The sequence below is a fragment of the Amycolatopsis sacchari genome (assembly GCF_900114035.1).
GTDB classification, from domain to species: domain Bacteria; phylum Actinomycetota; class Actinomycetes; order Mycobacteriales; family Pseudonocardiaceae; genus Amycolatopsis_E; species Amycolatopsis_E sacchari.
Genome location: NZ_FORP01000001.1, coordinates 1 through 22,915 on the forward strand (window position 1 = coordinate 1; position 22,915 = coordinate 22,915).

Annotated in this window: 21 protein-coding genes and 3 pseudogenes; 14 read left to right on the plus strand and 10 right to left on the minus strand. The window is 72.0% G+C overall.

Annotation, left to right across the window (positions count from 1 at the left end; all coding sequences use genetic code 11):
* Window positions 1–147 (plus strand): annotated as a pseudogene (locus BMZ92_RS37915) (ABC transporter ATP-binding protein); the annotation flags it as partial.
* 11 nt (window positions 148–158) lie between these two features.
* On the opposite strand, the gene BMZ92_RS00010 reads toward BMZ92_RS37915, so the two are convergent.
* A complete protein-coding gene (locus tag BMZ92_RS00010; protein ID WP_091503308.1) occupies window positions 159–587 on the minus strand; it encodes a hotdog fold thioesterase in 429 nt (142 codons plus the stop codon).
* Between the two features lie 50 nt (window positions 588–637).
* On the opposite strand from BMZ92_RS00010, the gene polA reads away from it, so the two are divergent.
* The 4 genes from polA to BMZ92_RS00030 all read left to right on the plus strand — a co-directional run bounded on the left by polA (window position 638) and on the right by BMZ92_RS00030 (window position 4,987).
* Complete coding sequence (polA, locus tag BMZ92_RS00015) at window positions 638–3,373, plus strand: DNA polymerase I (protein ID WP_091503311.1); 2,736 nt, start codon at window positions 638–640, stop codon at window positions 3,371–3,373.
* 58 nt (window positions 3,374–3,431) lie between these two features.
* Window positions 3,432–3,821, plus strand: a complete 390-nt coding sequence (locus BMZ92_RS00020; RefSeq protein WP_091503312.1) for a helix-turn-helix domain-containing protein — start codon at window positions 3,432–3,434, stop codon at window positions 3,819–3,821.
* A gap of 62 nt (window positions 3,822–3,883) precedes the next feature.
* Window positions 3,884–4,315, plus strand: coding sequence for a VOC family protein (locus tag BMZ92_RS00025; protein WP_091503317.1), 432 nt, complete (start codon window positions 3,884–3,886; stop codon window positions 4,313–4,315).
* 78 nt (window positions 4,316–4,393) lie between these two features.
* A complete protein-coding gene (locus tag BMZ92_RS00030; RefSeq protein WP_245782804.1) occupies window positions 4,394–4,987 on the plus strand; it encodes a Rossmann-fold NAD(P)-binding domain-containing protein in 594 nt (197 codons plus the stop codon).
* A 708-nt stretch (window positions 4,988–5,695) separates the two neighbouring features.
* On the opposite strand, the gene BMZ92_RS00035 is transcribed toward BMZ92_RS00030, so the two are convergent.
* The 5 genes from BMZ92_RS00035 to BMZ92_RS00055 all read right to left on the minus strand — a co-directional run bounded on the left by BMZ92_RS00035 (window position 5,696) and on the right by BMZ92_RS00055 (window position 10,600).
* A complete protein-coding gene (locus BMZ92_RS00035; RefSeq protein WP_091503322.1) occupies window positions 5,696–6,262 on the minus strand; it encodes a TetR/AcrR family transcriptional regulator in 567 nt (188 codons plus the stop codon).
* Window positions 6,259–8,139 carry a YhgE/Pip domain-containing protein gene (locus tag BMZ92_RS00040; RefSeq protein WP_091503326.1) on the minus strand — a complete coding sequence of 627 codons (1,881 nt, stop codon included), beginning with the start codon at window positions 8,137–8,139 and terminating at the stop codon, window positions 6,259–6,261. Before BMZ92_RS00040 ends, BMZ92_RS00035 begins: the two co-directional genes overlap by 4 nt.
* A complete protein-coding gene (locus BMZ92_RS00045) occupies window positions 8,136–8,753 on the minus strand; it encodes a P-loop NTPase family protein (protein ID WP_091503331.1) in 618 nt (205 codons plus the stop codon). Before BMZ92_RS00045 ends, BMZ92_RS00040 begins: the two co-directional genes overlap by 4 nt.
* 87 nt (window positions 8,754–8,840) lie before the next feature.
* A complete protein-coding gene (locus BMZ92_RS00050; RefSeq protein ID WP_245782805.1) occupies window positions 8,841–9,761 on the minus strand; it encodes a GNAT family N-acetyltransferase in 921 nt (306 codons plus the stop codon).
* A complete protein-coding gene (locus BMZ92_RS00055; RefSeq protein WP_425425777.1) occupies window positions 9,758–10,600 on the minus strand; it encodes a class I SAM-dependent methyltransferase in 843 nt (280 codons plus the stop codon). The genes BMZ92_RS00050 and BMZ92_RS00055 overlap by 4 nt, the downstream gene beginning before the upstream one ends.
* Before the next feature lie 278 nt (window positions 10,601–10,878).
* Between BMZ92_RS00055 and rpsA the strand changes: the two genes are divergently transcribed.
* Window positions 10,879–12,378 (plus strand): 30S ribosomal protein S1, encoded by a 1,500-nt coding sequence (gene rpsA, locus BMZ92_RS00060; RefSeq protein WP_091503344.1) that lies wholly within the window; start codon window positions 10,879–10,881, stop codon window positions 12,376–12,378.
* Between the two features lie 313 nt (window positions 12,379–12,691).
* Here rpsA and BMZ92_RS00065 read toward each other — a convergent pair whose 3' ends face one another.
* Window positions 12,692–13,351 carry a TetR/AcrR family transcriptional regulator gene (locus BMZ92_RS00065; protein ID WP_091503348.1) on the minus strand — a complete coding sequence of 220 codons (660 nt, stop codon included), beginning with the start codon at window positions 13,349–13,351 and terminating at the stop codon, window positions 12,692–12,694.
* A 96-nt stretch (window positions 13,352–13,447) separates the two neighbouring features.
* On the opposite strand from BMZ92_RS00065, the gene folP reads away from it, so the two are divergent.
* Window positions 13,448–14,314 (plus strand): dihydropteroate synthase, encoded by an 867-nt coding sequence (gene folP / locus BMZ92_RS00070; RefSeq protein WP_091504257.1) that lies wholly within the window; start codon window positions 13,448–13,450, stop codon window positions 14,312–14,314.
* A 217-nt stretch (window positions 14,315–14,531) separates the two neighbouring features.
* Window positions 14,532–14,645: pseudogene (locus tag BMZ92_RS38730) on the plus strand (DUF6886 family protein); the annotation flags it as partial.
* A gap of 77 nt (window positions 14,646–14,722) precedes the next feature.
* On the opposite strand, the gene BMZ92_RS00080 reads toward BMZ92_RS38730, so the two are convergent.
* On the minus strand, window positions 14,723–15,235 hold the full coding sequence (locus BMZ92_RS00080) for a hypothetical protein (protein ID WP_091503352.1): 513 nt from the start codon (window positions 15,233–15,235) through the stop codon (window positions 14,723–14,725).
* An 84-nt stretch (window positions 15,236–15,319) separates the two neighbouring features.
* Window positions 15,320–16,072, minus strand: coding sequence for an IclR family transcriptional regulator (locus tag BMZ92_RS00085; RefSeq protein ID WP_091503354.1), 753 nt, complete (start codon window positions 16,070–16,072; stop codon window positions 15,320–15,322).
* A 40-nt stretch (window positions 16,073–16,112) separates the two neighbouring features.
* On the opposite strand from BMZ92_RS00085, the gene BMZ92_RS00090 reads away from it, so the two are divergent.
* Both BMZ92_RS00090 and dmpG read left to right on the plus strand, forming a co-directional pair.
* A complete protein-coding gene (locus BMZ92_RS00090; RefSeq protein ID WP_091503356.1) occupies window positions 16,113–17,009 on the plus strand; it encodes an acetaldehyde dehydrogenase (acetylating) in 897 nt (298 codons plus the stop codon).
* Window positions 17,006–18,031 carry a 4-hydroxy-2-oxovalerate aldolase gene (gene dmpG / locus BMZ92_RS00095; protein ID WP_091503358.1) on the plus strand — a complete coding sequence of 342 codons (1,026 nt, stop codon included), beginning with the start codon at window positions 17,006–17,008 and terminating at the stop codon, window positions 18,029–18,031. Before BMZ92_RS00090 ends, dmpG begins: the two co-directional genes overlap by 4 nt.
* Here the strand turns inward: dmpG and BMZ92_RS00100 are convergent.
* Window positions 18,028–18,612: a TetR/AcrR family transcriptional regulator gene (locus BMZ92_RS00100; protein WP_091503360.1), complete on the minus strand. Its 585-nt coding sequence runs from the start codon at window positions 18,610–18,612 to the stop codon at window positions 18,028–18,030. The genes dmpG and BMZ92_RS00100 overlap by 4 nt on opposite strands.
* Before the next feature lie 49 nt (window positions 18,613–18,661).
* Here BMZ92_RS00100 and BMZ92_RS00105 point away from each other — a divergent pair.
* The 4 genes and pseudogenes from BMZ92_RS00105 to BMZ92_RS00120 form a co-directional block, all read left to right on the plus strand.
* A pseudogene (locus BMZ92_RS00105) lies at window positions 18,662–19,009 on the plus strand (oxygenase MpaB family protein); the annotation flags it as partial.
* A 41-nt stretch (window positions 19,010–19,050) separates the two neighbouring features.
* Window positions 19,051–20,076 carry an LLM class F420-dependent oxidoreductase gene (locus BMZ92_RS00110; RefSeq protein ID WP_091503361.1) on the plus strand — a complete coding sequence of 342 codons (1,026 nt, stop codon included), beginning with the start codon at window positions 19,051–19,053 and terminating at the stop codon, window positions 20,074–20,076.
* Window positions 20,077–20,150: 74 nt separating this feature from the next.
* Window positions 20,151–21,455 carry an MFS transporter gene (locus BMZ92_RS00115; protein ID WP_091503363.1) on the plus strand — a complete coding sequence of 435 codons (1,305 nt, stop codon included), beginning with the start codon at window positions 20,151–20,153 and terminating at the stop codon, window positions 21,453–21,455.
* Window positions 21,452–22,858, plus strand: coding sequence for an aminotransferase class V-fold PLP-dependent enzyme (locus BMZ92_RS00120; RefSeq protein ID WP_091503365.1), 1,407 nt, complete (start codon window positions 21,452–21,454; stop codon window positions 22,856–22,858). The genes BMZ92_RS00115 and BMZ92_RS00120 overlap by 4 nt, the downstream gene beginning before the upstream one ends.
* Window positions 22,859–22,915 lie beyond the last annotated feature (57 nt).

Genomic DNA, 22,915 nt, shown 5'->3' on the forward strand with positions numbered 1-22,915 from the left:
TTGCTGGTGGAGCAGAACGCGCAGCAGGCGCTGTCGCGGGCGCACCGGGCGTACGTGCTGGAGACCGGCCGCATCACCCGCGCCGGCACCGGCCGCGAACTGCTCGCCGACGCCAGCATCAAGGAGGCCTACCTCGGGGTCGCGTGACCCCGAGGCGGTCACTCCTTCGGGTAGTCCCTGACGATGCAGCTCAGCCGGGCGGTGCAGGTGCGCCGCCCGGCTTCGTCGGTCAGGACGATCTCCGTGGTGATCGTGGTGCGCCCGACGTGCAGCGGCACGGCGGTGCCGGTGACGATCCCGTCGGTCACGCCGCGGTGGTGCGTGCAGGACAGCTCGAAGCCCACCGTCATCTTGTCGGTGCCCGCGTTGAGCGCGGCGACCGTGCTGCCCAGCGCCTCCGCGAGCGCCGCGTTCGCCCCGCCGTGCAGCAGCCCGTACGGCTGGCGGTTCCCGTCGACCGGCATCGTCGCGACCACGCGCTCAGGGCCCACCTCGACGAAGCTGATCCCGAGCTTGTCGTTGAGCTGCTGGCTGGGGTCGAGGCCCGCGATCCGCTCGCGGTAGTCCTCCGACAGGTGTTCGGTCACGCACGGCTCCTCAATCGAGACTGTCAGACCCTCACCCTAGACTCGCTCCCGTGAGCCCCAGTCAGAACCAATCCGTAGCGAACGCCACAGCGACACTGGCACAGGCCGACCGGCCGCGCCTGCTGCTGATCGACGGCCACTCGATGGCCTACCGGGCCTTCTTCGCCGTGCCCGCCGACCGGTTCCGCACGTCGACGGGGCAGGTCACGAACGCGGTCTTCGGGTTCACCTCCATGCTCATCAACCTGCTGCGCGACGAGCAGCCGACCCACCTCGCGGTCGCGTTCGACGTGTCGCGGCAGACGTTCCGCTCGGAGACCTACGCCGAGTACAAGGCGGGCCGCTCCGCGACGCCGGACGACTTCAAGGGGCAGGTCGACCTCGTCAAGGAGGTGCTCGGGGTGCTGGGCATCCCGGTGCTGGCGAAGGAGGGCTTCGAGGCGGACGACATCATCGCCACGCTCACCACGCAGGCCGTCGCCGAGAACTACGAGGTGCTCATCTGCACCGGTGACCGGGACGCGCTGCAGCTGGTCAACGAGTACGTGACGGTGCTGTACCCGCGCAAGGGCGTGTCCGACCTGGTGCGGTACGACCCGGCCGGCGTCAGCGACAAGTACGGCCTGACGCCGGAGCAGTACCCGGACTTCGCGGCGCTACGGGGCGACCCGTCGGACAACCTGCCCGGCATCCCCGGCGTCGGCGAGAAGACGGCGACGAAGTGGATCCAGCAGTTCGGCTCGCTCAACACCCTCATCGACCGCGTCGACGAGGTGAAGGGCAAGGTCGGGGACGCGCTGCGCGCCCACCTCGACGCCGTGATGCTCAACCGGCAGCTCACCGAGCTGGTGCGGGACGTGCCGCTGGACACCACCCCGGAGCAGCTCGCGCTGCAGCCGTGGGACCGCGACGCGGTGCACCGGCTGTTCGACGAGCTGGAGTTCCGCGTGCTGCGGGACAGGCTGTTCGCGACGCTGCAGAGCGCGGAGCCGGAGGCCGACGAGGGTTTCCAGGTCACCGGGGCGGCGGTGCCGACCGGCGGGCTCGACGCGTGGCTCGCCGAGCACGTCGAGCCGGGCAAACCGGTGGGCGTGTCCTTCCGCACCACCGGCGCATCGGTGAACGCCGACGCGCGGTCCCTCGCGCTCGCCGCGCCGGACGGGCAGGGCGCGTACGTCGATCTGTCCACTTTGGACGAGTCGGACGAGAAGGCGCTCGCGGCGTGGCTCGCCGACCCGGCGATGCTCAAGGTGGGGCATTCGCTCAAGGTCCCGCTGCACGCCGTGCTCGCCCGCGGCTGGAGCTTCGCCGGCCTGCACCTGGACACCGAGCTGGCCGCGTACCTCGTGCGCCCCGGCCAGCGCTCGTTCGAGCTCGACGACCTCGTGCTGCGCTACCTCCAGCGCGAGCTGCGCTCGGAGGAGGGCGACGGTGACGGGCAGCTGTCGCTGCTGGACTCCGACGACGGCGAGGGCAAGGTCGTGCAGGCGGAGCTGGTCCGCGCCCGCGCGGTCGCGGAGCTGGCCGACGCGCTGCTGGCGGAGCTGGGCAAGATCGGCGGCTCGAAGCTGCTGGCCGAGATCGAGCTGCCGCTGCTGGAGGTCATCACCGAGCTGGAGGCCGCGGGCATCGCCGTCGACCTCGACCAGCTGACCGAGCTGGAGTCGCACTACGCGAGCCGCGTCCGCCAGGCCGAGGCCGACGCGTTCGCGGTGATCGGCAAGCAGATCAACCTCGGCTCGCCGAAGCAGCTGCAGGTCGTGCTGTTCGACGAGCTGCAGATGCCGAAGACCAAGCGCACCAAGACCGGCTACACCACCGACGCCGACGCGCTGCAGACGTTGTTCGAAAAGACCGAGCACCCGTTCCTGCAGCACCTGCTCGAGCACCGCGACGCCACCCGCCTGCGGGTCACGGTCGAGGGGCTGATCAAGTCGGTCGCCGACGACGGGCGCATCCACACCACGCTGCACCAGACGATCGCCGCCACCGGACGGCTGTCCTCTGTGGACCCGAACCTGCAGAACATCCCGATCCGCACGGAGGAGGGGCGCCGCATCCGTGACGCGTTCGTCGTCGGCTCGGGCTACGCCGAGCTGATGACCGCGGACTACAGCCAGATCGAGATGCGGATCATGGCGCACCTGTCCGAGGACGCGGCGCTGATCGAGGCGTTCCAGTCGGGCTTCGACTTCCACGCCGCCACCGCGGCGCGGGTGTTCGCGTGCGAGCCGTCGGAGGTCACCGGCGCCCAGCGCGCCAAGATCAAGGCGATGAACTACGGCCTGGCGTACGGGCTGTCGGCGTACGGGCTGTCGAACCAGCTGCGCATCTCCACCGAGGAGGCGCGCGGGCTGATGGACGACTACTTCGAGCGCTTCGGCGGCGTGCGGGACTACCTGCGCAACATCGTCGTGGAGGCGGGCAAGGTCGGCTACACCGAGACGATCTTCGGCCGCCGCCGCTACCTGCCCGACCTCAACAGCGACAACCGGCAGCGCCGCGAGATGGCGGAGCGGATGGCGCTTAACGCGCCGATCCAGGGCAGCGCGGCGGACATTATCAAGGTCGCGATGCTCAACGTGCAGCGGGCGCTGAAGGAGTCGGACCTGCGCAGCCGGCTGCTGCTGCAGGTGCACGACGAGCTCGTGCTGGAGGTCGCCGACGGCGAGCACGCGGCGGTGGAGCAGCTGGTGCGCGAGCAGATGGGTGCCGCGTACGAGCTGGCGGTGCCGCTGGAGGTGTCGGTCGGCTTCGGCCGGTCCTGGAACGACGCGGCGCACTGAGACCAGCGGGGTGGCGGCGGTGCCGGCCGCCGCCCCGCGTCCTTCGAGGAGAGTGACCATGGCCCCGCCCGCGGTGGCCCACCTGCGGCGGGCCAAGGACTGGATGGACGCCCACTACGCCGAGCCGCTGGACGTGGCGCGGCTGGCGGCCGTCGCGGGCTGGTCGCGCTCGCACTTCATCCGGTGCTTCGCCGCGGCCTACGGCGAGACGCCCAAGGCGTACCTGACGCGCAGGCGGATCGAGCGCGCGCAGGACCTGCTGCGCTCGGCGAACCTCACGGTCACCGAGGTCTGCGTCGCCGTCGGGTTCACCAGCCTGGGCACGTTCAGCCGCCGGTTCACGGAGCTGACCGGCCGCACCCCCACGCAGTACCGCGCCGAACACGGCCCGCCGGCGATCCCGGGGTGCTACCTGATGATGTGGACCAAGCCCAGCACTTTCGGATAAGCGTCCGTCCCCCGGTTCCGGTTAGCGTTGCCGCACCACCGGAAAGAACAGGGGAGCGAACCATGATCCGAAGGTTGTCGCACGCGAACCTCTACGTGCTGGACCAGGATTCCGCGAAGGCGTTCTACACCGAGAAGCTCGGTTTCGAGGTGCGCCAGGACATGCGGGTCGGCGATTTCCGCTGGCTCACCGTCGGCCCGCCGGACCAGCCGGACGTCGAGGTCGTGCTGATGCGCCCCGGCCCGCCGCAGCACGACCCGGAGACGGAGAAGGTCGTGCGGGAACTGATCGCCAAGGGCGCGATGGGCTCGGGGGTGTGGGCCACGGACGACTGCCGCAAGACGTACGAGGAGCTCGTCGACCGGGGCGTGACCTTCCTGCAGGAACCGGCCGAACGCCCGTACGGGGTCGAGGCGGTTTTCCGCGATGACTCGGGCAACTGGTTCAGTCTCACGGAGCGTCACGAGTTCGACGGAAGCAAGGACTGGGGGTGACGTGAAAGGCGTGTTACCAGCATGAAAGGCCCCGATCGGAGTCCTGCGAATGGGCTAAGCACGGGTTAGCGTGGGGCCATGACGGGCAGGCGAGCGCTCATCCTGGCGGGTACCGGCATGCTGTCGGAGGTGGCGGAGGCGCTGGTCCGGGACGGCTGGCAGGTGGTGCTGCCGAGCCGTCGCTACCAGCCGCTGTCGGTGCCCGAGAACCGGATGGGCGTCGCCGCCCTCAAGGCACTGCGGCCGCGCGGCCACGTGCCGACCCAGCGGCGCGAGCCCGGGCGCGCGCGATGGGTGGAGGCGCACTGGGACCGCCCGCGCGAGCTGGCCGCGAAGGCCGAGTCGGCCCTCGGCGGTCCGGCGGACCTGCTGGTGGCGTGGGTGCACGAGCAGTACCGGCGTGCGGTGCTGGGCGCGTGTGAACGGCTGCTCGCGCCCGCGGCGCCGGTCGTCGAGGTCCGCGCCGTGGGCGGCCCGGAGGCGCCGGAGCCGCTGCTCGCCGCGCATCCCACGCAGCTCGTGCTGGCCGGCTCGCTGTCGGGGCTGCCGGGCAACCGCCCGCTGTCGCACACGGAGCTGAGCGGCGCCGTCCTGGAGGCGGTGTCCCGTGCGGTGGAGGGGCGCCCCGCGTCGCTGCACCAGGTCGGCCAGTCCCGCCCGCTGGTGCACTGAGCCCTCGGCGGGCCAGGTCGCGCAACCGGAGCAGTTGTCGTGGCGGCGGGCCGCTGGAAGTTGGGCGCGGTCCGGGCCGTAGCCGACCTCGGGGGCTCGTCCGTGCGGCAGCGCCCGCTTGATCTGCCACATCGAGACGGGCCAGGCCCGCCCGCTGGTGGGATGAGTGGTCAGCGGGCCAGGCCCCGCAGGAGGAGCAGCCGTAGTGCGGCGGTGCCCGCTGTAGGAACTTCAGCGCTTTTCGAGCCGTAGCCTGCCGCGCGGCCACGCCCGTGCGGCAGCGCCCGGCGTCGCTGCACGACGTGGGCCAGGGCGGCCCGCTGGTGGGATGAGTGGTCGGCGGGCCAGGGCCTCGCACGGAGCAGCCGTCACCGAGCCCGCCCGTGCGGCAGCGCCTACTGGTGCACTGAAAACCCGGGCGGGGACGGCAACCGCCGAGCCGTCGGCGGGTGACGGCCCCGCAACCGGAGCAGCCGTAGTGCGGCGGCACGCGCCGCTGGAACTTCGGCGTGGTCCGGGCCGTAGCCGACCTCGCGGGCTCGTCCGTGCGGCGGCGCCCGCTCGATCTGCCACCTCGAGACGGGCCAGGTCCCGCAGCAGGAGCAGCCGTCAGCGAGCCCGCCCGTGCGGCAGCGCCCCCTGTGCACTGAAAACCACGCGGGGACGGCGGCCGCAGCCGCCCCACCGCGCGCCGCCCTTGCCGAGCCGTCAGCGGGCCAGGCCCCGCAGCAGGAGCAGCACCGAATCCCGGACGTCGGCGCGGGTGCGGGTGGGCTGGAACACCTGCCAGTCCAGTGCGACGACCAGCAGCGTGCCGAACAGGCCCGCCGCGGCCGTGGACACCTGCACCCCCTCCGGCAGCCTGCCCACGTCCGCGACACGCTGCAGCTGGTCCTTCACGATCGAGACGACCTCTTCCCGCAACGGCCGCAACGTCTCGTGCCAGCGGCCCGGCGTCCGCCACATCTCGCTCACCAGGATCTGCGAGAACCCGCGGTACTCGGCGATGAACGCCAAACCCGTGTCCACGAGCGCTTCCAGCCCCGCGACCGGGTCGGGCTCGTCCGCGTGCTCGCGCAGCCGCTCGGCGAGCAGCCCCACGCCGTAACGCAGGAGTGCGTCGATGAGCCCGTCCTTGCTGCCGAAGTTGTAGTACACCGTGCCCTTGGCGACGCCGGCCTCGGCGGCGATGTCGTCGACCGTCAGCTCGGCCAGCCCGCGGTCGCTCGCGAGCTTCAGCGTCGCCTCGAACAGGCGTTGTTTCGTCGTCGTCACAGGCTCAGCTCCGGGTGCAGCTTCGACACCGTCCACACGCGCTGCTTCCGCGCGGCCAGCGTGGACACCATCACCGCGGCCACCAGCCACCCGCACAGCACGCCGATGTCCAGCAGGCTCTCCAGCGACGCGCCGGTGTAGAGCAGGTGCCGCAGCCCGTCGACCACGTACCCCATCGGCAGCACGAGGTGCAGCGGGTACAGCGCGTCGGGCAGGGTCTGCCACGGGAACGTGCCCCCGGCGCTGACCAGCTGCAGCACCAGCAGCACCAGGCCGAGGAACTTGCCCACCGCCCCGAACATCGCGTTGAGCGCGTGCACGATGGCGGTGAACGTCAGCGACGCGAGTACCGCGAACCCGATGGCGCCCAGCGGGTGCGCGACGTGGATGCCGACCAGCCACGTAACCGCCCCGAACAACACCAGCACCTGCGCGATGCCCAGCACCGCGGAGGCGAGCCAGCCGCCGATCGCGACCCGCAGCGGCGACACCCCGGCGGCGAGTGCGCGGGCCGACAGCGGGCGCAGCAACAGGAACAACACGAACGCGCCGATCCACGTCGCCAGCGAGATGAAGAACGGGGCGAGCCCGGCGCCGTAGGTGCCCGCGGACGCGACACCGGCCGAGTCCACCGTCACCGGGTCGGCGATCGTGTCGGCCGTCGCGGTGCGCGTGGGGTCGTTGGGGTTGGGGATCTGCTTGAGCCCCTCGTTCAGGCCGTCCCGCAACTGGCCTGCGCCCGTCGCCAGCTGGTTCGTGCCGTCGAGCGCGGTCTTCTCGCCGTCGTTCAGCTTCGCCGCGCCGGAGGACAGCGCGTTCGCCCCGTCGGCGGCCTGCCCGATGCCGCTCGTGAGCTGGGGTGTCGCGTCGGCGAGTGCGGCGGCACCGGCGGCGACCTGGCGCGAGCCGTCCGCGAGCCGGTTCAGCTGGCTCGCCGCGTTCTGCACCTTGGCGTTCGCCTGGTCGACGGGGGAGCGCAGGTCGCGCAGCACCGACAGCACCTGCTGCACCTGCGCCTCCGGCACGCCGGTGGCTCGCAGCCGCTGCGCCACCTGGTTGTCGGCGTCGTTCAGCTGCTGCTGCAGGTCCGACGAACCGCTCGCCAGCGTCTGCCCGACCGCGGCGACCTGCGCGTTGCCGGCCGACACCTGGGCGGCGCCGTCCGCGAGCTGCCGCGTCTTGTCCGGCAGTGACGCCGTGCTGCTGCGGAGCGTGTTGAGCCCCGCGGACAGCTGCGTGCTGCCTGTGGCGAGCTGCGAGGCGCCGTCGGCGAGCTGCTGTTGCCCGTCGCGCAGCCGGTTCGCGCCGTCCGCCAGTTGTGTGGCGCCGTTAGCGGCCTCCTGGGTCTTGCCGTAGATCGTGGAGAAGCCGATGAGGAACCGGTTCGCCGCCTCCGCGCCGACCTTCTCCGCGATCGTCGTGCGGATCTGTTCGGCGACCTGGTTGGCGATGGTGTGCGAGAGGTAGTTGTTGGCGTCGTTGGTGGTCAGCCTGATGGTCGCCTGCTCGGGCGTGAAGTTGCCCGACGACAGCAGCGCGCTGGAGAAGTCCTTGGGGATCGTGATGGCGAAGGAGTACTTGCCGTCGCGCACGCCCTGCTGGGCTTCGCCGGCCGACGCCTCGTGCCAGCCGAACGTGCCGGACTTGACCACCTCGCCGGTGACCTCGCGGCCCACGTTGCGGTCCTGCGCCCCGGTGTCCTCGTTGACGATCGCGGCGGGCAGTTTGCTCAGGCGGCCGTAGGGGTCGTAGTTCGCGTAGAGGTAGAACGACGCGTACAGCAGCGGCACGAGCACGAGGGCGGCCACGGCGAGCTTCGGCAGCTTGCCCGCGGTCAGCCGGCGCAGTTCGTTCGCCGCGATGCGGAAGCTGGTCACGAGGGTGCTCCGATCCGGATCGGGGTGGCGGGCAGTGCGGCCAGGGGAGTGGTGGCGGTCAGCACGACGACGGCGAGCCCGCGCTCGGCGTGCGCCCGCGCGGTGGCCGCCCAGCTGTCGACGTCGCTGGTGTGCCGGTCGGGGGTGTCGAGCACGAGCAGCCGGACGTCCTTCCGCGCGGCGGCCAGTTCGGTCAGCAGCCGGGTCCGGACGGCGGGCTCGAGGTTCTCGAACCGGGCGTCGGCGAGGCCCGCGGCGTCGTGCTCGGCGAGCCAGCGCGTGACGTCCTGCTTGCCGGCAGGCCGTCCGCCCAGCGCGAGCTCCTCGCCGACGACGACGCGCAGGGGCAGCGCGTCCTCCGGCTCGCTCACACCGGGTGCGTCCACGACGGCGGTGACCCGGCGCAGCCGCGCGGCGTCGGGCTTGCCGTCCACGGTCACGAGCCCGGTGGTCGGCTTCAGCCGCCCGGTCAGCGCCAGGCCGAAGGCGGTGACGCCCGTGCCCGGCTCGCCGTGCACGAACTCCAGCCCACCCTCCTCGACGGTCAGCGACGTCGGCGGCAGCACGGTCCCGTGCGGCCCGGCGACGGTGACCTGCTCGGCGCACACCTGCACGAGCGTCCCCCTTGTTTAGACTGACTGGTCAGTTCAAACGCTACGGCGGACGACGGCGGCCCGCAACGCGGGGTACCCAGGATGTGGTCAGCGCAACGCCGACGCGGGCTGAACCTCCCAGAACGTCCACAGTGGACGGTAACCCTGCTGCGGCCAGAACACCGAGGACAGCGGGTTGGTGGGGTTGTAGTAGAGGTAGGTGCCGACGGCGCCGCGGCGCGCGAACTCCCGGTGCACCACCGACATCAGCGCGCGCCCGATGCCGTGGCCTCGAGCATCGGGCCGCGTCGCGACGTTGTTGACATAGCCCCAGCGCCCGTGGGGCAGCAGCTCCGCCGCCCACGTCCCGGGCGCGGAGTCGATCCACCCGCAGTCCGCGACCGCCGTCGCGATCCCCGCGACCTCGGCGAGCCAGACCGGCGCGCCCGCGGCGAGGTTGCGCCGCAGCTGGGGCGTCATCAGCTCACCGGCCTCGGGGCGGCTCCGGGCCGTCACCAGCGCGGTGTAGTCGAAGGTCACCGTCGTCAGGTCGAGGACCTCCTCGAAGTCCTCGGGCCCGGCCAGGCGCACCGTCACCTCGTCCGGCACCGGCGCGGGCTCCGGCGGACGGGTGCGGATCGCGAGCACGGACGCGGGCACCATGCCGTGCCGCAGGAAGGCGCTGATCGCCGGCGCGTCGCGGCTCGGCCACGTCACCGCGCACGCGGAATCCGGGCCGGGCGACTCGGCGTCCATCCGGTGCCGCCACGCGCGCAGCAGCACGTCCACGCCCTCGCCGCCGGTCTCGCCGGGGTACGGGAACAGCTGCCACACCCGCTGCGCCGACCACAGCAGGTCCAGCGCCCCCGGCGGGTGCGACTTCGTCTGCAGTGCCGCGGCGACCTGCTCGCCGTCCGCGGTCGCCGCGGTCAGCAGCTCGCCCTCCGGCGGACCCGGTGGCGCGGGCAGCGCCGGGTCGACGGCGGCGAACCGCGCCCGCTGCGCGGTGATCAGGCGGCCGGCGATCACCGGTCCGCCCGGCGCGTCACGAAGATCGCCGTGCCGGGGAAGAGCTTGCCGCGCAAGGGACTCCACTGCCCCCACACGCGGGAGTGGCCCTCCGGCCACTCCGGTTCGACGAGGTCCTCCAGCACGAAACCGGCGCTCGTCAGCGCACGCACCCAGTCGCCGAGCGTCCGGTGGTACTCGACGTAGGTGGCGCGGCCCTCGGCGTCGACCTCCACGTACGGCGTGCGGTCGAAGTAGGGCTGGGTCGCGGTGAGCCCGTTCGGGCCGGGGTCGTCGGGGAAGATCCAGCGCATCGGGTGGGTCACCGAGAAGACCCACGGGCTGCCGGGCCGCAGCACCCGGTGCAGCTCGGCGAACACCGTCCGGGGCGAGGCGACGAACGGCAGCGCCCCGAACGCCGAGCACGCCGCGTCCATGCTCCCGGTCGCCAGCGGCAGCTCCTCGGCGCTCGCCTGGAGGAGGGGAATATCGATCCCGGTGCGCGCGTTGGCCTGTTTTGCATGACGAAGCATCCCACCGGAGAGGTCCAGTGCCACCGGGTGCGCGCCGGAAGCGGCGAGCCACCGGGCGCACGCGGCCTGACCGCAGCCGATCTCCACGACGCGCCTGCCACGCACGTCGCCCAGCAGGGCGGCGTCGGCTTCGCGCAGACCTTCGGGGCACCACACGAAATCGGCGTCCCCGAGGAACGCGCCGTGTTCGGCCTGGTAGTCGTCGGCATCGGCGTCCCACCAGGCCAGATTGGCCGCGGTGGCCTCCCGCGCGCCCACCGGGCGTGCGGCGACGCCGACGGTGCCCAGCCGGTGTTCTGCGGAGTCGTGCCTGTCCTGTGCGGTCACGGTCCGATTCTCGCCCAGCGGGTTCCCCGCGCGGGCAAGGCGACCCTGTTTGTGCCGCATACCGACGGCCGCGTACGATATCTCCAGCGCAGTGGGTTCGCGCTACCTTCCTCCCGGCACAGCTCGAGCCGGGGTCCGGGTCGCGCACCGTCGGCGGTGGAGCTTCGCGCCCGTTCGCAGGGACGAAAACCGTGGAGTTCGCCGTCGTCCGCTCACTGTGCGACAGCTAACTGCACACCTCCTACTAATTCCAAGCCGTTACCGGAGCAACCCACCTAATGACCACCGACACCACCACCGTCCCGACGACCGGCCCGCAGACCCAGCAGGTCGCGGTCAACGACATCGGGTCGGAGGAAGACTTCCTCGCGGCGATCGACAAGACGATCAAGTACTTCAACGATGGCGACATCGTCGAGGGCACGATCGTCAAGGTCGATCGCGACGAGGTGCTGCTCGACATCGGGTACAAGACCGAGGGTGTGATCCCCTCGCGTGAGCTGTCGATCAAACACGATGTCGACCCCGGCGAGGTCGTCAGCGTCGGTGACGAGGTCGAGGCTCTGGTCCTGCAGAAGGAGGACAAGGAAGGCCGCCTGATCCTGTCCAAGAAGCGCGCCCAGTACGAGCGCGCCTGGGGCACGATCGAGGAGCTCAAGGAGAAGGACGAGCCCGTCAAGGGCACCGTCATCGAGGTCGTCAAGGGTGGCCTCATCCTCGACATCGGTCTCCGCGGCTTCCTGCCCGCCTCGCTCGTCGAGATGCGCCGCGTGCGCGACCTGCAGCCCTACGTCGGCCGCGAACTCGAGGCCAAGATCATCGAGCTGGACAAGAACCGCAACAACGTGGTGCTGTCCCGCCGGGCCTACCTCGAGCAGACCCAGTCCGAGGTCCGCAGCGAGTTCCTCAACAACCTCGCCAAGGGCCAGGTCCGCAAGGGCGTCGTCTCCTCGATCGTCAACTTCGGTGCGTTCGTGGACCTCGGCGGCGTCGACGGCCTGGTGCACGTCTCGGAGCTGTCCTGGAAGCACATCGACCACCCGTCCGAGGTCGTCGAGGTCGGCCAGGAGGTCACCGTCGAGGTGCTGGACGTCGACATGGACCGCGAGCGCGTGTCCCTGTCGCTGAAGGCGACCCAGGAAGACCCGTGGCGCCAGTTCGCCCGCACCCACGCGATCGGCCAGATCGTGCCGGGCAAGGTCACCAAGCTCGTCCCGTTCGGCGCGTTCGTCCGCGTCGAGGAGGGCATCGAGGGCCTGGTGCACATCTCCGAGCTGGCCGAGCGCCACGTGGAGATCCCGGAGCAGGTCGTGCAGGTCGGCAGCGAGGTCATGGTCAAGGTCATCGACATCGACCTCGAGCGTCGCCGCATCTCGCTGTCGCTGAAGCAGGCGAACGAGGGTGTCACGCCGGACACCGAGTTCGACCCGACCCAGTACGGCATGGCCGCCGAGTACGACGAGCAGGGCAACTACATCTACCCCGAGGGCTTCGACCCCGACACGCAGGAGTGGCAGGAAGGCTACGAGAAGCAGCGTGAGGAGTGGGAGCGCCAGTACGCCGAGGCGCAGGCCCGCTACGAGGCGCACATGCGCCAGGTCGCGAAGGCCGCCGAGGCCGACGCCGCCGCCGCTGCGGACGCCGCCACCGGTGTCGACGGGGGCGAGCAGAGCTACAGCTCGTCGGCTTCGGACTCCGGTTCGCGGTCGAGCGGTGGCACCCTCGCCTCGGACGAGCAGCTCGCCGCTCTGCGCGAGAAGCTCTCCGGCGGTGCGTGAGCACTAGGCACCTAGCGGCAGCGGCCCCTGGCTCCTTCGGGAGCCGGGGGCCGTTGTCGTGTGCGGGGTTTCGCGGGGAAGCGCTTTCCGGGGGCGGTGGCCGATGGCGGAGGGGTGGCGGCCGCTCGCGTTGAGCGGAGCGGAGGTGGGGGCCGTTGAGCGGCGCGGAGGTGGGGGCCGTTGAGCGGCGCGTCGAGGTGGGGGCGGTTGAGTGGTGCGCCGAGGTGGGAGCGGTTGCGTGGTGCGCGGAGGTGGGAGCCGTTGAGCGGCCTGCTCGCCCAGCGGCGCCGCCCGGCGGGCTGAAAGCGCTGTCTCAGCGGCCGAAGAGGCCGTTGTCCGGCTTCTGGCGCGTGGCGACACCCGCGAGCACCGTCGTGATGCCGTCCTGGAAGATGCGCGCGTAGGAATCGTCCTCGGGGCTGAGGAACCAGCCCGGCGGCGGGGTGCGGGCGCGGTGCGTCAGCTCCAGGCTGACCAGCCCGTGCATCGCCGTCCACACGAGGTAGCCGGCGCTGTCCTCGTCCAGCCCGGGACCGGCCGCGGGGCGGACGCGCTCGGCGAGCAGGTCGTAGGTGTTGCGCTGCGCCAGCATCCGCAGGTCCGGGTCCGGGTCGTAGCCGGGCACGGCGCGCTCGAACATGAACGCGTACCGCGCCGGGCTCTCCAGCGCGAACTCCCGGTAGGTGCGGGCGAAGGCGAGGACGTCGGGCAGCGGATCACCGGAAACCGGGGGCAGTGCGGCGAGTTCCTCGTGCAGCAGTTCGAAAGTGCGCTCGTACAAGGCGTCGAGCACACCCGTGCGGCCACCGAACCGCGTGTAGACCCCGATGGTCGAACTGCCCGCCGCGCCGGCGAGGCCACGGACGGTCAGCCCCGCGACCCCCTGCTCGACGAGCACGGTGAGCGCCGCCTGGAGCAGCCGTTCCCTGCTGGAGCTCTCGGCAGGTCCGGCCTGGCTGTGCCTCGTGGCCATCCGCACGCACCCCCTTCGGGTCTCCTGGGAAGCAACTTAGGGCATGACCACCGTTCTCGCGGCACGGACCCGCCAGGGCATGATGGAGGCGTGCCCCTGGTCGAACTCGAGTTCCGCGGCAGGCCGCTGGTCCGCGACCGCGCCCTGGTCATGGCGATCGTCAACCGCACCCCCGATTCCTTCTACGACCGCGGCGCGAGCTTCGAGGACGAGCGCGCACTCGCCACAGTGGACCGGGTGGTCGCGGAAGGCGCCGACATCGTTGACATCGGTGGCGTGAAGGCGGGGCCCGGGCAGGAAGTGGACGTGGCCGAGGAGATCCGCCGCGTGGTGCCGTTCGTCGCCGAGGTGCGGCGGCGGCACCCGGACCTCGTGATCAGCGTGGACACGTGGCGGCACGAGGTGGGGCGCCCCGCGTGCGAGGCCGGCGCGGACCTGCTCAACGACACGTGGGCCGGTGCCGACCCGGAACTCGCGGAGGTGGCCGCCGAGTTCGGCGCGGGCTACGTCTGCTCGCACACCGGCGGCGCCGCGCCGCGGACGCGCCCGTTCCGCGTGCACTACGACGATCTGGTGCGCGAGGTGGTGGAGGAGACGACCCGGCGGGCCGAGGAGGTCGTCGCGCTCGGGGTGCCGCGGCGGGGCGTCCTCATCGACCCCACGCACGACTTCGGCAAGAACACCTGGCACAGCCTCGCGTTGCTGCGGCACGCCGCCACGCTCGCCGAGACCGGCTGGCCCGTCCTGATGGCACTGTCCAACAAGGACTTCGTCGGCGAGACGCTCGGGGTGGAGCTGACGGAGCGGCTCGACGGAACGCTCGCGGCCACCGCACTCGCCGCCCGCGACGGGGCGGCCGTCTTCCGTGTGCACGAGGTGCGCCAGACCCGCCGCGTCCTGGAAATGGTCGCCGCGATCGACGGTCACCGCCCGCCTGCCCGCGCCATCCGCGGGCTGGCGTAGCGCGGCGGTCGTTACCGCGGCAGGGCCCGCGGGCGATGCCTGGTCCACGCCGTCCACCACGGACACCGGACGGGAACGGATCATCGGCGCGGGCGGGGGCGACCGCGTGCACGCCATCGGATACCACTGGCTGGACGCCGTGCGGACGGTCAGGTAGTTCGCCTACCGGCTTCCCGCGGAACGATTCCGGCCGTTCGGCGATCCCACGCCGCACGCCCACGTCGCGACCGTGCCGGTCGAACCGCTCGGACCGGCCGAGCCGGTCGGCGACCTCCTCCGGCTGCACGAGGAAGCGGGGCGCTAACTTCGCGTGCTCACGCACCTCTGGCCGTTCTGGGACGCGGTAAGCACCAGCACGGTGGGCTTCAGCGGGATACGGCTGGGCAACGCCGCCCGCCTCCCTGGCCTTCAGCCGCGGCCGTTGGTGCGGTTGAGACCGTACAGAACCCGTTGCAGGATCTGGGAATCCGCGTCCACCCTTGGCTGCTCCGGCGGGTACTCCACCGGGGCGGGCTGTGCGGCGCGGCTCGGCGCGCGCTGGGGGAGCGGGACGGCGGCCGCGGACATGCCCGTCGGCAGCGGCAGTTCCGACCACATGTTGCGCCGCGAGCCGGGCAGCGTCACCGCGTTGATCTGCGCGCCGGGCAGCTCGGGCGGTTCACCGTGCAGGTCGTCGTCGAGTTCGAGCACGAGCGCGTCGCCGTGCAGGCGCAGCCGCACGGTGATGAACTTCGGCGTGCCGGACCCGCTCTGCTGGACCGAGGCGGAGACGAGGTGCCGCATGATCCGGGTGGCCTCCGGGATCAGCGACCGCAGCGACCACTCGGCGAGCGCGAAGCGCACGAACATCTCGGCGCAGTTGACGGCACTGGGCAGCGCGACGAGCCGCAGGTCGTCCACCTGAGTGGTCTGGCCGATCACGGGTGTCCTCCGTTTCGCCTGGCGCGGGCCTTGTCCAGCGTTCGGATCGTTCCGCATGGTGGCGGACGACGCGTGCACTGGCTGTTAAGGGAGTGTGCGGGACAGCGTAAGGGCAGTGGTTCGCACGGCTGGAGCGACCCGTTCGGCGCGCACCCGGTTGCTCCAGCCCGAGATCGAGACGGCCGCGCGAGCGCGCCCCGAACCGTCCAGCACCGGGCTCGCGACGCAGACGACACCGGCCCCCGATTCCTCTCTGTCGTACGCGACGCCCTCCTCACACACCCTGGTCAGCTGCCTGCGCAGCAGCCCGGGCGCGGTGAGGGTCCGCGGCCCGACCCGGGGCAGGCCCGCAGAGATTACCGCCTCCAGCTGCGAACCGGGAGAGTGCGCGAGGATCGCCTTTCCGACGGCGGTCGCGTGCGCGGGGAACCGGCCACCGATCCGCGATGGCAGTGCCGGCGCGTCGGGGCCGCGCACGATGTCGAGGTACACCACCTCGGTCCCCTCCAGCACGGCCAGGTGCACGGTGTTGCGCGTGGCTTCGCGGAGGTCGGCGAGGTAGGGGCGCGCCGCGTCGACCAGTCCGCGCCCCCGCACGGCCAGCTGCCCGATCTCGAACAACTTCAGGCCCAACCGGACAGCGCCGCCGTCCCGTTCGAGCAACCCGTGCGTGACGAGGTGCCCGAGCAGCCGGTGCACCGAGGACTTCGGCAACCCCGTGCGACGGGCGAGCTCGGAGGCGCCGAGGCACTCGTCGCCCGGGGCGAACGCGCAGAGCAGGGCGGTCAGGCGGGCGGCGGTGACCCCTCCCGGGTCGTCCCGCTCAGCGGCACACATGCGTTGAGTGTGCCCGGCCCGGCGGCGGAGGGTAAGGCCCATGAGGAAAGCGATCGCGGCGATCGTCGGTCCTGGCAACATCGGCACCGACCTGCTCGCCAAGCTGCGGCGCAGCGAGTTCGTCGACGTGCGGTACATGGTCGGGGTCGATCCGGCGTCCGACGGGCTGGCGCGCGCTGCCGCCCTCGGCCTGGAGACCTCGGCCGAGGGCGTGGACTGGCTGCTGTCACGGGCGGAACTGCCGGAGCTCGTGTTCGAGGCGACGTCGGCGAAGGCGCACCTGGCCAACGCGCCGCGCTACGCCGAGGCGGGCATCCAGGCGATCGACCTGACGCCCGCGGCGGTCGGGCCGTACACGTGCCCGGCGGTGACCTCCCCGGAGCAGCTGGACACCCCGAACTTCAACCTGATCACCTGTGGTGGGCAGGCCACGATCCCGATCGTGCACGCGGTTTCCCGCGTGACGCCGGTGCCCTACGCCGAAATCGTCGCGTCGGTCTCGTCGCGCTCGGCGGGCCCCGGCACGCGTGCGAACATCGACGAGTTCACCGAGACCACCGCGCGCGGGATCGAGCAGGTCGGCGGTGCGGAACGCGGCAAGGCGATCATCATCATCAACCCCGTCGAGCCGCCGATGATCATGCGCGACACGGTGTTCTGCGCGATCGGCCCGGACGCCGACCGCGACGCGATCACCGCGTCCGTCGAGCGGATGGTCACCACCGTGCAGGAGTACGTCCCGGGTTACACGCTCAAGGCGCCGCCCCAGTTCGACGACCCGCGGCCGGGCTGGCAGGGCCGCGCACGCGTGGCGGTGTTCCTGGAGGTTGCGGGCAACGGCGACTACCTGCCGCCGTACGCCGGGAACCTGGACATCATGACGGCCGCCGCCGCGCGCGTCGGCGAGCTGCTGGCACAACGGAAGGTGGCGGCGTGAACTGGGCGGACGGCGGGCGGGAGGTGCGGATCGTCGACACGACGCTGCGCGACGGCAGCCACGCGATGGCGCACCAGTTCACCGAGGACAACGTGCGCGACACCGTGCGGGCGCTCGACGGCGCCGGGGTCTCGCTGATCGAGGTCACCCACGGCGACGGGCTCGGCGGCTCCACGTTCAACTACGGGTTTTCGCTCGTGGACGAGCGGAAGCTGATCGCGACCGCCGTGGCGGAGGCCAAGCGCGCGAAGATCGCCGTCCTGCTGCTGCCCGGGCTGGGCACGGTCACCGACCTCAAGGCGGCGGCGGACCTCGGCGCGGGCGCGGTGCGCATCGCCACGCACTGCACCGAGGCGGACGTGTCCATCCAGCACTTCACGGAGGCGCGGAAACTCGGGCTGGAGACCGTCGGTTTCCTGATGCTGTCCCACATGTCCACTCCGGACGCCTTGGCGAAGCAGGGGCGGATCATGGTCGACGCCGGCTGCCAGTGCGTGTACATCGTGGACTCCGCTGGTGCGCTGATCCTCGAAGACGCCGCCGAGCGCGTCGCCGCGCTGGTGGCCGAGTTCGGCGACGACGCGCAGGTCGGCTACCACGGGCACCAGAACCTCAGCTTCGGCGTGGCCAACTCCGTGCTCGCCCACCGGGCGGGCGCGCGGCAGATCGACGGCTCGCTGGTGGCGCTCGGCGCCGGGGCGGGCAACTCGCCGACCGAGGTGCTCGCGGCGGTGTTCGAGCGGCTCGGGGTCCGGACCGGCGTGGACAAGGACGTGCTCATGGACACCGCGGAAAACGTGGTGAAGCCCTACATCACGCGGCTGCCGGTGATGGACCGCGCGTCGATCGTGCAGGGCTACGCGGGCGTGTATTCGAGTTTCCTGCTGCACGCGGAGCGCGCGGCGGAACGCTACGGCGTGCCTGCGCACGAAATCCTCTACCGGGTGGGGGAGAACAAGTACGTGGGCGGCCAGGAGGACATGATCATCGACATCGCGCTCCAGCTGGCGGCGGAACGCTAGGCGCGGGCGAGGAGGTGGACGCAGTGCGCGATCAGCCGCTCGCGGGAGACCGCCAGCGTGCCGGCGAGGTAGGCGGTGAACAGGTTCGCGAGCGCGCCGACGAGGCCGAGCGCGGTCATCTCCCGCTCGTCGGCGGGCAGGCGCGGGGGCAGCTGCTCGCGGACCAGCGCGGCGAACGCGGGCAGCAGCGCCACGCCACGGGCGGACAGCGCCGGTTCGGTGACGGGCGCGAGCAGCAGCACCCGGCCCTTGCGGGGGTCGTCGACGACCAGCTCGACGAACGCGGTCACGGCGGCTTCCGCCCGCACCGCCGGGTCGGCGCCGCGGTCGGGCACGGCGTCCACCAGCGCCTGCCGCAGTTCGGCGGCGACCTGTTCGTAGACGGCGGTCACCAGCTCCTCGCGGTCGGCGAAGCTCTCGTAGAAGTACCGCTCGGTGAGCTTCGCCCCGCGGCACACCGCCCGTACGCTGACCGCTGAGCTGCCGCCCGTGCCCAGGAGGTCGAGCGCGGCGGCCAGCAGCCGCTCCCGCCGCGCGGCCCGGCGGTCCGCCAGCGTCGTGCCCGCCCAGGTCCGGGTCATCGCGTCCCCTCAATTGACTACGGGTGTTGTCAATCGTAGCGTGCTGGTCATGGCACCGCAGCCACCCGGACCCGAAAGCCTGACCTGGCGCTGCTCCGGCGACTGGCGGCCCTGCTCATGGTGTTGTGGGCGGGGTCGATGCGGAACATGCACCCCGCGCTGGGCGCGGGCGTGGCCGAGCGCTCCCGGTTCTTCGAGGAGCGGTGGCAGCGGTTGTTGCGTTCGCTGTACCCGATCGGTGGAGCCGGGCGCGCCGGAGACCGCCCGCGGCTACCACGACTCGATCAAAGGGGTGGACGCGCGCGGAAAGCGCTGTCACGCGCTCTCGTGGGAGGCGTTTCGCGAGTACTGGACCCGCACGTGCGCCGAGGTGCCGGAGGAGAACCAGGCGACGCGGTGGCGCGATGATCCGAAGCACTACTCACCCCGGGAGGCTCTGTGAAGCTCGGCTACCACATCGGCTACTGGCAGTCCGGCCCGCCGGAGGGCGCGCTCGAAGCGATCACGACCGCCGAGGAACTCGGCTTCGATTCGGTGTGGACGGCCGAGGCGTACGGCTCCGACGCCTTCACCCCGCTCGCGTGGTGGGGCGCCGCGACGAGCCGGATCAAGCTCGGCACCAACATCGTGCAGATGTCCGCGCGCACCCCGGCCGCCGTCGGGATGAGCGCGCTGACGCTGGACCACCTGTCGGGCGGGCGGTTCGTGCTGGGGCTCGGCGTGTCGGGGCCGCAGGTCGTCGAGGGCTGGTACGGGCAGCCCTATCCCAAACCGCTCGCCCGCACGCGCGAGTACCTCGACATCGTGCGGCAGGTGATCGCGCGCAAGGAGCCCGTCACCTCGGACGGACCGTTCTACCCGCTGCCGCTGCCCGGCGGCACCGGCCTGGGCAAACCGCTCAAGTCCACTGTGCACCCGCTGCGTGCGGAGATCCCGATCCACCTGGCCGCCGAAGGGCCGAAGAACGTGGCGCTCGCCGCCGAGATCGCCGACGGCTGGCTGCCGTTGTTCTTCTCGCCCAAGGCCGACGGGTTCTACCGGGCGGCGCTGGAGGAGGGCTTCGCCCGCCCCGGCGCGCGGCACACGATGGCGGACTTCGAGGTCGCCGCGTCGGTCCCGGTGATCGTGCACGACGACGTCGAGACCGCGGCCGGGTTCATGAAACCGTCGCTCGCGCTCTACATCGGCGGCATGGGCGCGAAGGAGGTGAACTTCCACCACGACGTGTTCGCGCGCCTCGGGTACGCCGACGTCGCCGACGAGGTGCAGGACCTCTACCTCGCGGGCCGGAAGGCCGAAGCGGCGGCGGCGATCCCGACCAGCCTCGTGGAGGACACGTCGCTGATCGGCCCGCCGGAGAAGATCCGCGAGGAGCTGGCGCGCTGGGAGGACACGGTGGTCACGACCCTGCTGCTCCGCGGGAACGCCGAAACGCTGCGGCGGGTCGCGCCGATCTTGCGGTAGGGGTGGCCCCGGTCACGGCCCTGCCCGGCGACGATGACACGATTCGTCGCGGTTCCCGCGCGCGAAGGAGGGTCATGGCCGCGCTCCCGGCATCGACGAGGTTCGGTTACTCCCTCGGCTCGTTCACCACGGGCGCCTTCGGCACCGTGCCCGGCCTGCTCCTGCTCCCGTACCTGACCGACACCATGGCGGTGCCCGGTGCGGTCGCGGGCGTCATCGTGCTGGTGCCCAAGGCGTGGGACGTCGTGTTCAACCCGTTCGCCGGGCGGCTGTCGGACGCCGACCTCGCCCGGCACGGCAGCAGGCGGCGGTTCCTGCTGTTCGGCGGCATCGGGGTGGCGATCCTGTTCGCGGTGATCTTCGCGCACCCCGGGCTGGGCGGCACCGCCGCGGACGCGGCCTACGTGGTGGTCGCGTTCCTGCTGTGCGCCACCGCGTTCGGCATCTTCCAGGTGCCCTACAACGCGCTGCCCGCCGAGCTCACCGGCTCCTACGACGAACGCACGCGGCTGACGAGCTGGCGCATCGGGTTCCTCGCGGTCGCGATCCTGATCTCCGGCGGCGTCGCCCCCGCGATCACCGAGGGCATCGGCGGGGTGGCGGGCTACCGCGTGATGGGGCTGGCGATCGGGCTGGTCATCCTGGTCGGCACGATCGGCGTGTTCCTCGGGACGCGGGACGCCCCGGTGGGGCAGCGGCGGCCGCCGACCGCGGGGTGGCGCGACCTGCTGACGACGATGCGCGAGTGGAGCGCTTTCCGCTGGCTGCTGGGCGTCTACTTCGTCCAGGCGCTGGGCGTGGCGACGCTGCTGGCGGGCGTGAACTACGCGGCGCGGCACGTGTTCGGCGACGCCGGGCTGCAGCCGCTGCTGTTCGTCGGTTTCGTCGGGCCGGCGCTGCTCACGATGCCGCTGTGGCCGCGCATCGGCGCGCGCTGGGGCAAGCTGTGGGGCTTCCGGTTCGCCTCGCTCGCGTTCGGCGTGGCGATGCTGGGCCTGTGCTTCTCGCTCGTGCTGCCGCTCGGCGTGGCGATGGTGTTCGTGGCGCTCGCGGGCGTCGGGTACGCGGGCATCCAGGTGTTCCCGCTGGCGATCCTGCCGGACCTGATCAGCGCCGAGGAGGAACGCACCGGCGCCACGCGGGCCGGGGTCGCGGCGGGCGTGTGGACGGCGTCGGAGACCCTCGGGCTCGCGCTCGGGCCGGGGTTGTTCGGGTTGCTGCTCACCGCGGGCGGGTATGTGTCCAGTGTGGACGCTTCCGCCGCGCAGCCGCACAGCGCCGTGATCGCGATCCTGCTCGGGTTCACGCTGCTGCCCGGCGTGCTCGTGGTGCTGGCGATCCCGCTGCTGCGGCGCCGGGTGCTGGAGCCCTCGGCATGACGGACGTCCTCGCCGAGCTGCGGGCGCTGCGCGCCGGGGACCTGCCCACGCACGGCGGCCACACGCTCGCCTACGTCTACGACAGCGGGCTGGCCGGGCTCGACGAGCTGGCGGCGTCGGCGCACGCGCTCGCGTCGTCGGCCAACGCGCTCGACCCGACGGCGTTCCCGAGCCTGCTGCGCCTGGAGAACGACCTCGTCGCGACGGCGGCGGACCTGCTGGGCGGTGGGGTCGGTTCGGTGACCTCGGGTGGCACGGAGTCGTGCCTGCTGGCCGTCCTCGCGGCCCGTGGCGACGCGCCGGAGCCGAACATGGTCCTGCCGTCGACGGCGCACGCGGCGTTCCACAAGGCCGCGCACCTGTTCGGCGTGCGGCCGGTCGTCGTGCCGGTCGACCCGGTGACGTTCCGCGCCGACCCGGCCGCGATGGCCGCCGCCATCGACGACTCGACGGTGCTGGTCGTGGCGAGCGCCCCGTCCTACGCCCACGGCGTGCTCGACCCCGTCGCGGAGATCGCGGCCGCGGCGGCCGCACGCGGGGTGCGGATGCACGTGGACGCGTGCATCGGCGGCTGGGTGCTGCCGTACTTCCGGCGGCTGGGCGTGCCGGTGCCGGAGTTCGGGTTCGCCGTCGAAGGGGTCACCAGCGTTTCGGTGGACCTGCACAAGTACGCCTACTGCCCCAAGGGTGTTTCGGTGCTGCTGCACCGCGACGCGGACCTGCGGCGCGGGCACTACTTCGCGAGCGCGCGCTGGCCGGGCTACACGATGCTCAACACCACCTTGCAGTCCACGCGCTCGGGCGGTCCGCTCGCGGCGGCGTGGGCCGTGGTGCGGCAGATCGGCGACGAGGGTTACCTCCGGCTGGCCGAGCGGACGCTGGCCGCGGTGCGGCGGATCCGCGAGGGCGTCGCGGCGGTCGACGGGCTGCGCGTGCTGGGCGAACCGGACTCGACGCTGCTCGCGCTCGCCGCGGACAGCGAGGAGTTCGACCTGTTCACCGTGGCCGACGAGATGCGGGAGCGCGGCTGGTACGTGCAGCCGCAGTTCGCGCACGAGTCGTCGCCCCTCAACCTGCACCTCACGGTCACGGCCGCCAACCACGGCACGGAGAACGAAATTCTCACCGCGCTCGCGGAATCCGTCGCCGCCGCCCGCGCGGCCGGGCCAGTGCGCGTCGATCCGGACGTGGCGGCGTTCATCGCGGCGCTGGACCCCGGCACGCTCACCGGTGAACAGTTCGCCGGGTTGCTTTCGGCGGCGGGGCTCGGCGGAAGCGGCGCGCTGCCCGCTCGGATGGCGGAGGTCAACGCCCTGCTCGCGGCAGCGCCGCCCGCGTTGCGGGAGCGCCTGCTGCTGGAATTCCTCGGCACGCTCTACCGTCCTGGGAAATCGTTTACTTGATCCTGCTCCTTCCCGGTGCTAGTTTCCGGCCACGGCCCGTTCGAGGCGACGACGCGC